The following is a 14263-nucleotide window of genomic DNA, read 5'->3' on the forward strand; positions in this document are numbered from 1 at the left end:
CGTCGCCGTGGACGCGTGAGCCCCGTGCGCATGAGGAGGAGAGAGCAGACGTGGAAGCCGAGCTGACCAACAGGAGCCGGGACGCGATCAACGCGGCCACGAATCGGGCCGTCTCCGACGGCCACCCCGATCTGACCCCCGCGCACCTGCTCCTCGCCCTTCTGGAGGGCGAGGACAACGCGAACATCACCGATCTGCTGGCCGCTGTCGACGCGGATCAGGTAGCGGTACGTTCAGGGGCCGAGCGCCTGCTGGGAGCGCTGCCCAGCGTGACCGGCTCCACGGTCTCGCCGCCCCAGCCCAACCGTGATCTGCTGGCCGTCGTCAATGACGCCGGGCAGCGGGCGAAGGAGCTGGGTGACGAGTTCCTGTCCACCGAGCATCTGCTGATCGGTCTCGCCGCCAAGGGCGGTCAGGCCGCCGACGTACTGAAGAACCAGGGCGCGAGCGCGCAGAAGCTGCTCGACGCATTCGAGAAGAGCAGGGGAGGGCGCCGGGTGACGACTCCGGACCCGGAGGGTCAGTACAAGGCGCTGGAGAAGTTCGGCACCGACTTCACGGCCGCCGCGCGCGAGGGCAAGCTGGATCCGGTCATCGGCCGTGACCAGGAGATCCGGCGCGTGGTGCAGGTGCTGTCGCGCAGGACCAAGAACAACCCGGTGCTGATCGGCGAGCCCGGTGTGGGCAAGACCGCCGTGGTCGAGGGACTGGCCCAGCGGATCGTGAAGGGGGACGTGCCGGAGTCCCTGAAGAACAAGAAGCTGGTGTCGCTGGACCTCGGGGCGATGGTCGCCGGTGCGAAGTACCGGGGTGAGTTCGAGGAGCGGCTGAAGACCGTGCTCTCCGAGATCAAGGAGAGCGACGGCCAGATCATCACCTTCATCGACGAGCTGCACACCGTGGTGGGTGCGGGCGCCGGCGGGGACTCGGCCATGGACGCGGGCAACATGCTCAAGCCCATGCTGGCCCGTGGCGAGCTGCGGATGGTCGGTGCGACCACGCTCGACGAATACCGCGAGCGGATCGAGAAGGACCCGGCGCTGGAGCGGCGCTTCCAGCAGGTGCTGGTGGCCGAGCCGACCGTCGAGGACACCATCGCGATCCTGCGTGGGCTCAAGGGGCGGTACGAGGCGCACCACAAGGTGCAGATCGCGGACTCCTCGCTGGTGGCGGCGGCGACGCTGTCGGACAGGTACATCACGTCGCGCTTCCTCCCCGACAAGGCGATCGACCTGGTCGACGAGGCCGCGTCCCGGCTGCGCATGGAGATCGACTCCTCGCCCGTCGAGATCGACGAGCTCCAGCGGTCGGTGGACCGGCTGAAGATGGAGGAGCTGGCGCTGAAGAACGAGACCGACGCCGGTTCCGTGCAGCGCCTGGAGAAGCTGCGCCGCGACCTCGCCGACAAGGAGGAGGAGCTGCGCGGCCTCAACGCCCGCTGGGAGAAGGAGAAGCAGGGCCTCAACCGGGTCGGTGAGCTGAAGGAGAAGCTCGACGAGCTGCGGGGTACCGCCGAGCGCGCCCAGCGCGACGGTGACTTCGACACGGCTTCCAAGCTGCTGTACGGGGAGATCCCGGGCCTGGAGCGGGAGCTGGAGGAGGCCGCCGAGGCCGAGGCCGAGGTGCGCGAGGTCGACACCATGGTCAAGGAGGAGGTCGGCCCGGACGACATCGCGGATGTGGTCGGCTCCTGGACCGGCATTCCGGCCGGGCGGCTGCTGGAGGGTGAGACGCAGAAGCTGCTGCGGATGGAGCAGGAGCTCGGCAGGCGGCTGATCGGCCAGGGCGAGGCCGTGCAGGCGGTTTCGGATGCGGTACGCCGCACCCGTGCCGGCATTGCCGACCCCGACCGTCCGACCGGGTCCTTCCTCTTCCTCGGTCCCACCGGTGTCGGCAAGACCGAGCTGGCGAAGGCCCTCGCGGACTTCCTCTTCGACGACGAGCGGGCCATGGTCCGGATCGACATGTCGGAGTACGGCGAGAAGCACAGCGTCTCGCGGCTGGTCGGCGCCCCGCCCGGCTACGTCGGGTACGAGGAGGGCGGCCAGCTCACCGAGGCGGTGCGGCGGCGTCCGTACAGCGTGGTGCTGCTCGACGAGGTGGAGAAGGCGCACCCGGAGGTCTTCGACGTACTGCTCCAGGTCCTGGACGACGGGCGGCTCACCGACGGCCAGGGGCGGACGGTGGACTTCCGTAACACCATCCTGATCCTGACCTCCAACCTCGGCAGCCAGCATCTGATGGACCCGACGACCTCCGTGGACGTCAAGAAGCAGCAGGTCCTGGACGTGGTCCGGGCCTCCTTCAAGCCGGAGTTCCTGAACCGGCTGGACGATCTGGTGGTCTTCTCGGCGCTCAACCAGGACGAACTGGCGCACATCGCCGAGCTTCAGATCGGGCGGCTGGCGAAGCGGCTCGCGGACCGGCAGCTCACCCTGGACGTCACGCCCGAGGCGCTGGCGTGGCTGGCCGAGGAGGGCAACGACCCGGCGTACGGCGCCCGGCCGCTGCGCCGCCTCATCCAGACCGCGATCGGTGACCGGCTCGCCAAGGAGATCCTGGCGGGCGAGGTCAAGGACGGGGACACGGTGCGGGTGGAGCGGTTCGAGGACGGGCTGATCGTGGGTCCGGTCACGGACGACGGCACGGCTCCCGAGGAGACGGAGGTCTCCGTGGAGAAGAAGCTGTAACGGGTACGAGTGGTCGGTAAGGGGTGCGATCTGGGCGGATGTGTCAGCTCGCAGCGGATCGCACCCTGCGGGGGTTGCCATCCCCCTCCCGGGATGGGAGAGGATGACCGGAACCGTACGAAGGGAAATACACGGTGAGCATCGACCCGTCCTCGATTCCGAATTTCGGGGGACAGCCCGAACCGCAGCCCGAGGGACCGGCGGGCCCCGTCGTCCCCGACCAGGACCTGGTCAAGCAGCTTCTCGATCAGATGGAGCTGAAGTACGTCGTCGACGACGAGGGTGACCTCGCGGCGCCGTGGGAGGAATTCCGCACGTACTTCATGTTCCGCGGCGAGGACGACCAGGAGGTCTTCTCGGTACGGACGTTCTACGACCGGCCGCACAGCATCGAAGACAAGCTCCAGCTCCTGGAACTTCTCGACGACTGGAACCGCCGCACCCTGTGGCCGAAGGTCTACAGCCACACCCACGACGACGGCTCCGTCCGTCTGATCGGTGAGGCGCAGATGCTGATCGGCACCGGCGTCGCCCTGGAGCACTTCGTGTCCTCCACGGTGAGCTGGGTCCGCGCCTCCATCGAGTTCGACAAGTGGGTCATCGAGCAGCTCGGCCTGGAGAAGGACGTCGACTCCGCGGAGCCGAACATCGAGGACAAGGGCGACGGCGAGGCCTGAGCCTCGGCGGCACGCAGCGCGCTGACTGACGCACGCAGCGCGCCGCGCTGACTGACGGAAGCCCGGCCGATTCGGCCGGGCTTCCGGCGTGTCTGAGGTTCTGGCGTGTCCGGTTTGTGTGGGATGGCGCACGTTGGGGGTGGGTGGGCGAACCAAGTGGGCGAAAGTCGCCTCTCTCTGTGCGCCCACCCCGGGCGCATCCGAACGGAGTTCACATGAGTCACCCTGGCGGCCCGGCCCCGCGGCGGAGGTCCCGAATATGGCTGGTGCTGCTGGTCGTGGTCAGCATGCTGCTCGGCGTCGGGATCGGGGTGGCGGGCTCCTGGGCGTACCGCACCGGGTGGTTCGAGCGGGGTGAGCCGGTCTCCTTCGACGCGGCGGGCGGGCAGATGAACCCGACGGGGGAGGGCGCGGGCCCGAAGAACCCCGAGCCGGGCCGGACCCCCTCCGAGGCGGTCGCCAAGACGCTGCTGCCGACCGGACCCAAGGCCGAGTTCACCACCCAGAACTCGATAGGCGACGGCACCAAGATCGCGGTGACCACCCTGGCGGGGAAGAAGTCCGGGTTCACCGGCAAGGTCTGGGTGTGGGCGCCCAAGGAGTACTTCGACCCCAAGTACGCGCAGAGCGGTTTCCCGGTGCTGATCGCGCTGCCCGGCGGCAACGGCTACCCCAACAACTACTGGATGGGCACCGACCTCAAGCTCCAGAGCAGCATCGCCGCGTGGTCCAAGGAGAAGAAGAGCCTCCCCTTCATCGTGGTGATGCCGGTGCTGAACCCGGACGCCACGCACTACTACGACGGCAGCGACATCCCGGGGCAGCCGAAGATGGGCACCTGGATGACCCAGGACGTCCCCGATTTCGTACGGGCCAACTTCCGCACCTTCAAGTCCCGTGACGGCTGGGCGTTCATGGGCTCCTCGTCCGGCGCCTTCGTCGGCCTGAAGTCGGTGCTGAAGCACCCGGACAAGTTCAAGGCGGTCATCGCGTCCGGCCCCGACACCGTCCCGGACTCCCCGCTCTGGCAGGGCCACGAGGCCCAGCGCGCGGCCAACGACCCCGGGAAGCTGGCCGGCGTACTGGCCGAGGAGCCCGCGGAGCCGGGCAAGGACGTCTACCTGGCCTTCCAGGTCGGGAGCAGGGAGTCGGGCGTCACGAACGTCCGGCGGTTCATCGAGAAGTACGGAAAGGGCCAGGTCAAAACCCGGTTGAACGTGATCCAGAACGGCAGCCACAACGCCAGGACCTATGTGGGCGGCATGGCGGAGGGCTCGATCCAGTGGATCAGCGAGCACATGCAGGGACCGATCGCGGGGCCGTGAGCGGGGCTGTGAGCGGGGCTGTGAGCGGGGTCGCGTGTGCGGTCGTGAGCGGGGCTGTGAGCCGGGTCGCGTGTGCGGTCGTGAGCGGGGCTGTGAGCGGGGTCGCGTGTGCGGTCGTGAGCGGGGAGAGGATCCTGGAGGAGTGGCTGACGCCGGGGCGACACAGCGGTGGCCCGCCACCTCCAAGGGCCGATGTCCGACCCCCGCTCCTCACAACGAGAGGAACCCGTGCCATGAACCACTACGATCCCGCACAGCACACCGTCCTGGCCTTCGACGGCGACTGCGGCTTCTGCCAGAGCGCGGTCCGGCAGATCCGCGATCGCGCCAGGCCCCGGATCACGGCAGTGACCTGGCAGACCCTCCCCGAAGACCTGACCCGGCCGCATCTCCAGCGTCTGGACCGTGAAGTCATCCTGTTCCGGGGCGGGTTGGCATGCCACGGCGGGGTGGACGCACTCAGCCGATTCCTCGGGTCGTCCCCGGCCCGTCGCTATCGTGTGATGGCGTTCGTGCTGCGACTGCCGCCGGTCAACTGGACCGCACACCGGGTCTACCGGTGGGTGGCGGCCAACCGGCACCGGATGCCCGGCTCCACCGCGGCCTGCGCGATCCCCCGTCGGCCCCGCTGAGAGTTCCGAGAGAACCATGACCGGCGCCGTCCAGGACGGGTGGGGCCGTTCTGCGACGCGGGTACCGCTCACATCGGCATCGGGGCCACCGTCACCAGGTACGTCCCGTAGCCCATGGACAGTCCGGCCAGGGCGATGGTCACTACGACGGCGGCCCTCGGCCGGGCCTTCGCCAGGGCGCAGGCCAGCGGCAGCAGCAGGGGGAACGCGGGCAGCAGGAAGCGTGGCTTGGACTCGAAGTAGCCGGCGCCGCCGACCGTGATCAGCACCAGGACCCCCGCATAGACCAGCAGGGGCAGCGGTGGGCGGGACTCGGCATCGCAGAGGAGCAGGGCGAGCAGCAGCAGGGAAACGAAGAGGATGACCATTGCGATGGGGGAGCCGAACTCTTCCGGCCTGCTGACCAGCCGCCGCAGGACGCCCAGGGTGCCGCTGCCGAAGTCGAACTTGGAAGACCACCCGGCCTGCACCGTGAAGTACCCGCCCAGTGGATCTCCCTTGCGCACGCCGACGTACAGGACGTACGCCGCCCAGCCCACCGGTGCCAGCGCCGCCCCGGCCCACACCTGCCATCCCGGCCACTCCGGCTGCTTCCGTCTCCGCCCCCGTACGATCTCCCAGCCCGCCGCGGCCACCACCGCCGCGACCAGCGCGACCGCATTGGGCCGGGAGAGTCCGGCCAGGGCGGCCAGCGCGCCCGCCCACAGCCAGCGCCGGGTCAGTACCGCGTACAGGGACCAGGCCGCGAGGGCGACGAGCAGCGGTTCTGTGTACGCCATCGACAGCACCACGGAGTGCGGCAGCAGGCCCCACAGGAGCACCGCGAGTATGGCGATGCGGCGGCCGTGCAACCGGTCGACGACCGCGAAGATGCCCCAGGCGGCGGCGAGCGCGGCGGTCCAGGAAATCAGCAGTCCCGCGCCGCCGGGGGAGAGGGGCAGGACGGCGGAGACGGCCCGTATCAGCGCCGGGTAGAGCGGGAAGAAGGCCAGGTCGCTCTGGATGACCTTGCCGCCTTCGAGGACGGCGGTGTGGCCGTACCCGTCGGTGGCGATGCGGGTGTACCAGATCGAGTCCCAGGACTGGCCGAGCAGATGGAGCGGCGACTTGCCCAGGTGCCAGGCCCAGAGCGCCATCAGCGCCATGCCGGTCAGGCGGGCCGCCGTGAAGAGTGCGAGGGCGGGAGCCGCGCGCCGGAGCGCCGACGGAGGGGGAGCGGCCCGGGTGGCGGGTATGACCGGGGTGTCGACTGCGGCGGCGTCGACGGACACGGGCTACCTCCGGGCGCGGGGTCAGGGACAGGGCCAAGACCAGGGTCGAGGTCGAGGCCGGGCGATGTTTCACGTGAAACGCGATGTTTCACGTGAAACGGCCGCTGGTGTACCGGGAAGCGTACGGGGTCCAATTGCCCGACCCCGTAGGCCCCTTGTGTCCGCCCGGACACCTTTTGCGCCACGGGACATACCTCTTGGCGATGCATAGGATGCAGCCGACTGCACCACCAAAGCCGCAGGTCACGCCGCTGGCGAGGCCGCGGCGGAACATCAGGGGAGAGCACCACCATGTCCAGCACCGGAAGCACCGGCCAGGAAATCAGCAAGCCCGTCCTGGCGATGGCCCTGCTCGTCATCGCCCTCGCCGTCGGCATGACCGTCTTCGACGGCACGGTCCGTACCGTCGTGATGGCCGTCGCGGGCCTCGGGATAGTGGTGAGCGCCGGGTTCGCCGGTGCGGCCCTCAAGCGGGCCAAGCAGTAGGTACCGCAAGGCACTTGCAGGGAGGGGCCGCGCCCGGGATTACCCCTGCGCGAGCCCCTTCAGCCGGGACGCCGCCTCCTCCAGTACCTCACGCTTCTTGCAGAAGGCGAACCGGACGAAGGGCGCCCCCTCCTCCCGGTGGTCGTAGAAGACCGCGTTCGGGATCGCGACGACTCCCACCTTCTCCGGCAGCTCCCGGCAGAAGGCGAAACCGTCCGAAGTGCCGCCCAGTGGACGGATGTCGGTGGTGATGAAGTAGGTGCCGGACGGCCGGTAGACCTCGAACCCCGCCTGAGTGAGCCCATCCGCCAACAGGTCGCGCCGGAACCGCAGTTCGGTGCGCAGGCCCTCGAAGTACGTGTCGGGGAGCGCGAGCGCCTCGGCGACGGCGTACTGGAAGGGCCCCGCCGAGACGTACGTCAGGAACTGCTTCGCGGAGCGCACCGCGCCGACCATCTCCCGGCTGCCGGTCACCCAGCCGACCTTCCAGCCGGTGAACGAGAACGTCTTCCCGCTCGACGAGATCGTCGCCGTGCGCGCGCGCATCCCGGGGAAGGACGCGAGCGGGACGTGCTCCCCGTCGTACACCAGGTGCTCGTACACCTCGTCCGTGATCACCAGAAGGTCGCGCTCCACCGCGATTTCGGCGATGGCCGCCAGCTCGGCGCGGGTGAGGACGGTGCCGGTGGGGTTGTGCGGGGTGTTGAGGAGCAGGAGCCGGGTGCGCGGGGTGATCGCGTCGCGCAGCTCGTCGAGATCGAGGTGGTACGCCCCGTCGCGCGGGCGCAGCGTGACCGGGACGCGCCGCCCGCCGGCCATCGCGATGCACGCCGCGTAGCTGTCGTAGTACGGCTCCAGGGCGATCACCTCGTCGCCCGGCTCGACCAGCGCGAGGAGGGCGGCGGCGATGGCCTCGGTGGCGCCGGCCGTGACCAGGACCTCGGTGTCCGGGTCGTACGCCAGGCCGTAATTGCGCTGCTGGTGTGCGCTGATGGCCCCGCGGAGTTCGGGGACGCCGGGGCCCGGCGGGTACTGGTTGCCGCGTCCGTCGCGCAGCGCCCGTACCGCCGCCTCCCTGATTTCTTCCGGGCCGTCCTCGTCGGGGAAGCCCTGACCGAGGTTGATGGCACCGGTACGGGTGGCCAGCGCGGACATCTCCGCGAAGATCGTCGTCCCGAACTCGGCGAGCCGCCGGTTGAGGAGCGGACGGGCCGGGTGCGGTACGGGGTCTGGCGTGTGCGGTGTGCGCGGGTGTGTCATGGCGCCATCCTGCGCAGGACCGCGCGGCAAGCGAAACCCTGCGCTTCGGGGAACGGACGGAAGGCCGGTGAGGGCATGAGCTTCCTCGGGGTTGTGATGACGGTGATAGCCGTGATCGTGGTGGGTGCGATGGTGCGGGCGGTGTTCAAACGGCCGTCCCGGAAAGCGGTGCCCAGCAGTTCCAGCAGCTCGGACAGCTGGTGGGTCGGCGGCGCGGCCGGTGGGGCGGGTGTGATCGGCGGGGTCGGTGCGGCCGGCAGCGGAAGCGACGACAGCGGCGGCAACGACAGTTGCGGCGGGTGCGGCGGCTGTGGAGGGTGCGGCGGCTGAGCGGTCCGGGGCACTTGACCCGGCGTAACCTCTGGACTTGCTCAAGTGTGCTTTGGGCGTACGAGGGTCCGGGAATCCCCGTTCCACGCGAGAAGCGAATCTCCTCGCTTCGGGGGAACGGAAGGACGGTGAGGGCGATGGGCCCCATCGGGATCGGCATTCTGGCCGTAGTCATGATCGCGCTGCTCGTGGCCGGGGCGAACGCGTCGTCGAAGAAGGCGGCGCGCAGGACCTCACTCAGCAAGAGCGCCCCGCGCCGCAGGACCGCCGCCCGCAGCCGCAGGCGGAGCAGCTGGTGGGCGGGTGGCGGCGGAGGCGGCGGTTGCGGGGGAGGTTCGTCGTGCGGGGGCGGTTCCTCCTGCGGGGGAGGTTCGTCGTGCGGGGGCGGCGGCGGTGGTGGTGGCGGCGGTTGTGGCGGAGGCAGCTGACACGGGGCAGCTGGTCCACCCGACCGGTACCGCACGCCCGGCGGGAGTCGAGGGCGAACCTCCTCGACTCCCGCCGGGCGTCCTTTTGTTGAACAGATGAACCGTGTGGCCCCCGGGGGGATGGAAACCCCGCCAAGTTGGGTAAAAACGCTAGGAGCCTCGCGCACTTCGTGATTCCCTCGCTGTTGAAAATTCTTCAGCAACTCCCATGAAAGTTCGTCAGCAGCAAAGTTCGTCAGCAGCAAAGTTCGTCAGCAACTCCCAGGGACCCCCAGCGATCCCTCGACCACGGAAGACCTCGCAAGACCACCAGAAGCACCGGAAGTACCGGAAGACCTCGCAGGACCCCCGCAAGACCTCGTCAGACCGAAGACTCCGAAGACCACGCCGAGCCGAAGACCTCGGAAGACCTCGGAAGACCTCGATGCCCCTCGGAAATCCCGGCCCCCTGACTCCCCGGCCCCCGGAGTCAGCCGGTCCCGCCGGCCCCCGAGCGGGCGGTCCCCCAGCTCCACCCGTAAGCCTCCGGCGTGCCCCTGGTCCACCCCCCACTGCGTGTTTGCGGAGCCCCCACATGCTCACGACCCTCAAGACCGACTACACCGATACGTGTGCCGCCGATCTGGCCTGGGCACTCGGCAGGGAGCCGTTGCCGGCCCTCGCCGTACTCGATCTCGAACTGGCCGGTGCGAAGCTCCAGTTGCGGCTCCTCGGCGCCTCCCACCAGGTGTTGCTCGACGAGGACGGCGGCTGCTGCTCGGAGACCGTCGCCTGCATCCCCGGCAGCAGGACACCCCTTCCGCTCGGCGTCGCCAAGCAGGTGGGCGACTGGGACTACGAGTTCGCCGCCCGCGTCGAGACCCTCGGCGAGGCCGCCTTCGCGGGCCGGGCGCAGGAGTTGCTCGCCCTGGTCGCCGACCACCCCAACGGCCTTGCCGGAACGTTCCCGGGCAGCCCGCACGCCTTCACCGCGCTGCTCGCCCAGTACGAGGGCGGTGGCCGGTTCAGCTGGCGGACCTGGCACGCGTACCCGCAGGAGGGTCAACTGGTGGTGACCAGGACCCGGGTGCTGACCAGGGGCCGGGCGGGCGGATTGTCGGCCGCGGACGCCCTCGCCGTGCCGGGTTCGCGGCCGGGGCCGGTTTCCGGAGCTGCCTCGGGGGTGCGGGTGCCTGCCGTGCTGTGAGGGATCGGGCGGATGCCTGCCGTGCTGTGAGGGATCTCGCCGGGGTGCCTGCCCGTGCCCCGGCGGGTGCCCGCCCGCACCCGGTGGGGACCCGGCAGGTGCCCGTGCGCCGGATCGCGGCAACGGGTTGTATGCCGAGCGCACCCCAGTTGCACCCTTGTGGGTGACAGATTGCAAGCATGTCGTGACGTAGCGTTCCCAGCATGATCCAACCGGCCTCCGCCTCAGCCGGGCCCAACTCCGCCGATTCCGCCGCTTCCACGGGTGCCCCGGGCACCTCCCGCGGCGGGTCGGTGCCGCCCGCGCGCGGTGGCAGCGGGCCGCGAAGCCGCAAGGCGGCCCGGCTGCCGGTGAGTCCGCGGGCGGCCCGGTTCCTGGTGCTCGGCGTGGTGTTCATCTGCGCCGCCTGCGGGCTGGTCTACGAACTGGAGCTGGTCGCCCTTGCCTCGTACCTGATCGGCGACTCGGTCACCCAGGCGTCCGTGGTGCTGTCCACGATGGTCTTCGCGATGGGCGTCGGCTCGCTGCTCGCGAAGCGGCTGCGATGCCGGGCGGCGGTCGGATTCGGGCTGCTCGAAGCGGGGCTGGCGGCGGTCGGTGGGAGTTCGGCGCTGGTGCTGTACGCGTCGTTCGCCTGGTTCGGCGGCGCGCGGTACGTACTGGTGGCGTTCTCGCTGGCCATCGGCCTTCTGATCGGCGCGGAGATCCCGCTGCTGATGACGCTGATCCAGTGGATCGGGCGGCAGGAGCGGAGGAACTCGGCGGCGGCGGGCGGCATTTCCGGTGCTGCCAGGACTTCGGGCGCCGCGGGCGCCGCGGGCGGCCCGGGTGTCCCGGCCGACTCCGACGAGGGTGAGGGCGAGGACGACACCAGTGGGGACGTCGCCGATCTGTTCGCCGCGGATTACGTGGGGGCGCTGGTCGGCGGTCTCGCCTTCCCGTTCTTCCTGCTGCCGATGCTGGGGCAGTTGACCGGTGCGCTGGTCACCGGTGCGATCAACACGGCGGCCGGCGGATCGCTGGTGCTGTGGCTGTTCCGGCGCGATCTCACCCGGCGGGCGCGCTGGCTGCTGATCGTGGTGAATGTGGCCGTGCTGGCCTCGCTGGCGACCGCGACCGTCCTGGTCGACGACTTCGAACGGGCCGCCAGGCGTGCGGTGTACGGGGACCGGGTGCGGGTCGCGGTGCAGACCGACGTACAGGAAGTGGTGATCACCGGGGGTCCGCAGGGGCCGCTGGACCTGTTCCTGGACGGGCGGCTGCGGGTCTCGGGGCGGGACGAGTACCGGTACCACGAGGCGCTGGTGCATCCGGCGATGCGCGGGCGGCATGCGCGGGTGCTGATTCTGGGCGGGGGCGACGGGCTGGCCGCGCGGGAGGTGCTGAGCTATCAGGACGTGCGGTCGGTGACGTTGGTGGACCTGGATCCGGAGGTGGTGCGACTGGCGCGGACGGACCCGGCGCTGGTGGCGCTCAACGGGGGAGTGCACCAGGACCCCCGGCTGCGCTTCGTGCAGGCGGACGCCTTTCAGTGGCTGCGTGCCGCGCCGCTCGGTGACCTGCCGTACGACGTGGTGATCTCCGACCTCCCCGATCCCGGAATCACCGCCTCGACCAAGCTCTACTCCCAGGAGTTCTACGGCCTCGCGGCGGGTGTGCTGGCACCGGGCGGGCGGATCGTGGTGCACGCCGGGCCGCTCGGCGTCAGGCCGCAGGTGTACTGGACCGTGGATGCCACCCTCCGCTCGGCGGGCCTGGCCACCCGCCCGTACCGCGCCACCGGCAGGCTCTCCGACTTCAGCGCGGGCCCCGACCGCTCGTCGGGCAACGCCAGGGCGCCCCGCGACTGGGGCCTCATCCTGGCCGCCCGCAGCCGCCCCGGTCTGGGCCTGGCACCGGACGCCCCCAGCCTGCGCTCGCTCACCACCCCGCTGCTGCTGGAGGGAGCCCGCTCGGCGGAGGCTTCCCGGGTACGGGGGCTGGCGGCGTCGACACTGGTGCACCCGCGGTACGGGCAGTGATCGGGCGGCGCCCTGAGGCCGGGCCCGTGCCGTCATGGATTCGCCCGGGCCCGTGCCGTCATGGATTCGCCCGTGCCCGTGCCCGTGCCCGTGCCCGTGCCCGTGCGAGGTTGTGACCCGCGCCAGATATCTCGCGGAGTCCAGGTGTGAATCCGGCCCGCGTGAGTAGGCTCGGGAACCATGGAGCATGAGGTGTTCGTTCCGGTTCTGCCCGCGGCCGTACGGCAGACGCTCGCCGACCCCGCCCGGGTCGCGCGCTGCGTGCCCGGCCTGCAGCAGGACGCCGACAAGACGTCCCCGCCGCTGGCCGGCCGGATGAAGGTCCGGGTCGGCGGCCACACCATCACCTACCGGGGAGCGCTGAGCCTCACCCAGGCCGAGGGCGGTGACTCCACCGCCGCCACCTTCAGCATCGAGGGCGAGGGTGCCGAGGCCCGTGGCAACGGCTCGGTCAAGCTCGCGCTGACCGTACGGGTCGAAGAGGCCGACGGCGGAGCGTCGCTGCACTTCACCGGCACCGGCCACGGTGAGGGCCGGATCACCGAACTCGACGCCCCCGCCGTCGAGTCGGCGGTGCACCGCCTCCTCGACAGGTTCGCGGAACGGCTGGGAGCGGCCGCCGAACAGGACGCCGGTGAGACCTCCACCGCCGTCACCGAAGGCCCCACCGAGACCCCCGCCGACGCTCCCGTCGAGCCGCGCGCCTCCCTCCTGGAAACCGAGGTGCCGCCGCCCTCGCTCGACCGGCTCAGCGACGAGGAGCTCACCTTCGAAGACCCCATCCCGGGCCCGGGGCCCACTCAGGAGGACGAGAACGAGGCCCTGCGCGAGGCCCTCGAAGGGCTGCCGGGAGAGATTCCCGACGCGTTCCCCGACGAGCCGGCGGCCGAGGCCGCGCACGCCCGCCGCACCATGATCGGACGCAGCGCCGAGGAGGTCGACCACGCCCCGCCGCGCGGCAGGTACGCCCCGGTGATGGCGCCCATGCCGTCCTCCGGCACCTTCACCCTGCGGCGTCTCGCCCCGGCGGCGGCACTCGCGGTGGCGTCCGCGGTGGTCGTCGGCAGGGTGCTGCGGCGTCGTAAGTAGGAAGGCTCACCGACGCCAGTAGTGTCACGGTGTGAGTAGCGATGAGAAGAAGGAAACCGGCGTCCTGCTGAGCGCGGGCGACGTCGAGATGACCGTGGACCCGGCCGACGGCTGCCGGGTGGAGAGCCTGCGCATCGGCGGCACCGAAGTGCTCCGACAGCCCGAGAACGGCAAGCACTTCGGCAGCTTCCCGATGGTGCCCTGGTGCGGGCGGACCGAGAACGGCCGGTTCCGCGACGGCGAGAAGGTCCACCAACTGCCCGTGAACGCGGCCCCGCACGCCATCCACGGCACCGGCCGCGACGTCCGCTGGCGCACCGTGCAGCGCGACACCGCGTCGGCCTCGTTCACGTACGACCTCACCAGCCCCTGGCCGTACGCCGGCCGCGTCACCCAGACCTTCGCGCTCACCGCGGACTCGGTGACGCTGACGATGGGCGTCGAGACGTACGACAACTCCTTCCCGGCACAGGTCGGTTGGCACCCGTGGTTCCGCCGAGGCCTGGGCGGTCCGGACGGCGGCGGCGCGGACGTCGAGATCGCCTTCGACGCGGCCTGGCAGGAGGAGCGCGGCGACAACCACCTCCCCACCGGCCGCCGCATCGACCCGCTCCCCAGCCCCTGGGACGACTGCTTCGGGATGCCGGACGGCGTGGACGTCACGCTGACCTGGCCGGGGCAGCTGGAGCTCAGGGTGACCAGCCGGGAGGAGTGGGTGGTCGTCTACGACGAGCAGGCCGCCGCCGTCTGCGTGGAGCCGCAGACCGGGCCGCCGAACGGGCTGAACACCCTGCCGCGCCTGGTCACGCCGGTGGATCCGCTGGAAGCGTCGATGACGTGGTCGTGGCGGCGGCTCTCCTGACGGCCA

At 70.6% G+C, this 14263-nt stretch carries 13 protein-coding genes; 11 read left to right on the top strand and 2 right to left on the bottom strand.

Features of this window, described 5'->3' with window-relative positions:
* Window positions 1-50 precede the first annotated feature (50 nt).
* The 4 genes from clpB to ACIA73_RS12240 all read left to right on the top strand — a co-directional run bounded on the left by clpB (window position 51) and on the right by ACIA73_RS12240 (window position 5324).
* The gene (clpB, locus tag ACIA73_RS12225) at window positions 51-2690 is read left to right on the top strand and encodes an ATP-dependent chaperone ClpB (protein ID WP_399438344.1); all 2640 of its coding nucleotides are present in this window, start codon (window positions 51-53) and stop codon (window positions 2688-2690) included.
* A 134-nt stretch (window positions 2691-2824) separates the two neighbouring features.
* A complete protein-coding gene (locus ACIA73_RS12230) occupies window positions 2825-3367 on the top strand; it encodes a YbjN domain-containing protein (protein WP_399438345.1) in 543 nt (180 codons plus the stop codon).
* Between the two features lie 215 nt (window positions 3368-3582).
* A complete protein-coding gene (locus ACIA73_RS12235) occupies window positions 3583-4692 on the top strand; it encodes an alpha/beta hydrolase (protein WP_399438346.1) in 1110 nt (369 codons plus the stop codon).
* A 233-nt stretch (window positions 4693-4925) separates the two neighbouring features.
* The gene (locus tag ACIA73_RS12240; RefSeq protein ID WP_399438347.1) at window positions 4926-5324 is read left to right on the top strand and encodes a thiol-disulfide oxidoreductase DCC family protein; all 399 of its coding nucleotides are present in this window, start codon (window positions 4926-4928) and stop codon (window positions 5322-5324) included.
* A gap of 68 nt (window positions 5325-5392) precedes the next feature.
* Here the strand turns inward: ACIA73_RS12240 and ACIA73_RS12245 are convergent, their stop codons facing one another.
* Entirely contained in the window at window positions 5393-6595 is a 1203-nt protein-coding gene (locus ACIA73_RS12245) for a glycosyltransferase family 39 protein (RefSeq protein ID WP_399438348.1), read from the bottom strand.
* A 291-nt stretch (window positions 6596-6886) separates the two neighbouring features.
* Here ACIA73_RS12245 and ACIA73_RS12250 point away from each other — a divergent pair, with 291 nt between their 5' ends.
* Window positions 6887-7081: a hypothetical protein gene (locus tag ACIA73_RS12250; protein ID WP_399438349.1), complete on the top strand. Its 195-nt coding sequence runs from the start codon at window positions 6887-6889 to the stop codon at window positions 7079-7081.
* A gap of 39 nt (window positions 7082-7120) precedes the next feature.
* Here the strand turns inward: ACIA73_RS12250 and ACIA73_RS12255 are convergent, their stop codons facing one another.
* On the bottom strand, window positions 7121-8341 hold the full coding sequence (locus ACIA73_RS12255; protein WP_399438350.1) for a pyridoxal phosphate-dependent aminotransferase: 1221 nt from the start codon (window positions 8339-8341) through the stop codon (window positions 7121-7123).
* A 75-nt stretch (window positions 8342-8416) separates the two neighbouring features.
* Here ACIA73_RS12255 and ACIA73_RS12260 point away from each other — a divergent pair, with 75 nt between their 5' ends.
* From ACIA73_RS12260 to ACIA73_RS12285, 6 genes are all read left to right on the top strand, one after another.
* Window positions 8417-8671, top strand: coding sequence for a hypothetical protein (locus tag ACIA73_RS12260; protein WP_399438351.1), 255 nt, complete (start codon window positions 8417-8419; stop codon window positions 8669-8671).
* 137 nt (window positions 8672-8808) lie between these two features.
* Entirely contained in the window at window positions 8809-9099 is a 291-nt protein-coding gene (locus ACIA73_RS12265) for a hypothetical protein (RefSeq protein WP_399438352.1), read from the top strand.
* Between the two features lie 574 nt (window positions 9100-9673).
* The gene (locus ACIA73_RS12270; RefSeq protein WP_399438353.1) at window positions 9674-10285 is read left to right on the top strand and encodes a DUF2617 family protein; all 612 of its coding nucleotides are present in this window, start codon (window positions 9674-9676) and stop codon (window positions 10283-10285) included.
* 203 nt (window positions 10286-10488) lie between these two features.
* On the top strand, window positions 10489-12306 hold the full coding sequence (locus tag ACIA73_RS12275; RefSeq protein WP_399438354.1) for a spermidine synthase: 1818 nt from the start codon (window positions 10489-10491) through the stop codon (window positions 12304-12306).
* 180 nt (window positions 12307-12486) lie between these two features.
* Window positions 12487-13395: an SRPBCC domain-containing protein gene (locus tag ACIA73_RS12280; protein ID WP_399438355.1), complete on the top strand. Its 909-nt coding sequence runs from the start codon at window positions 12487-12489 to the stop codon at window positions 13393-13395.
* Between the two features lie 88 nt (window positions 13396-13483).
* Complete coding sequence (locus tag ACIA73_RS12285; protein ID WP_399438584.1) at window positions 13484-14257, top strand: aldose 1-epimerase; 774 nt, start codon at window positions 13484-13486, stop codon at window positions 14255-14257.
* The last annotated feature ends 6 nt before the right edge of the window (window positions 14258-14263 follow it).

This window comes from Streptomyces sp. NPDC051561 (assembly GCF_044454195.1).
Classification (GTDB): domain Bacteria; phylum Actinomycetota; class Actinomycetes; order Streptomycetales; family Streptomycetaceae; genus Streptomyces.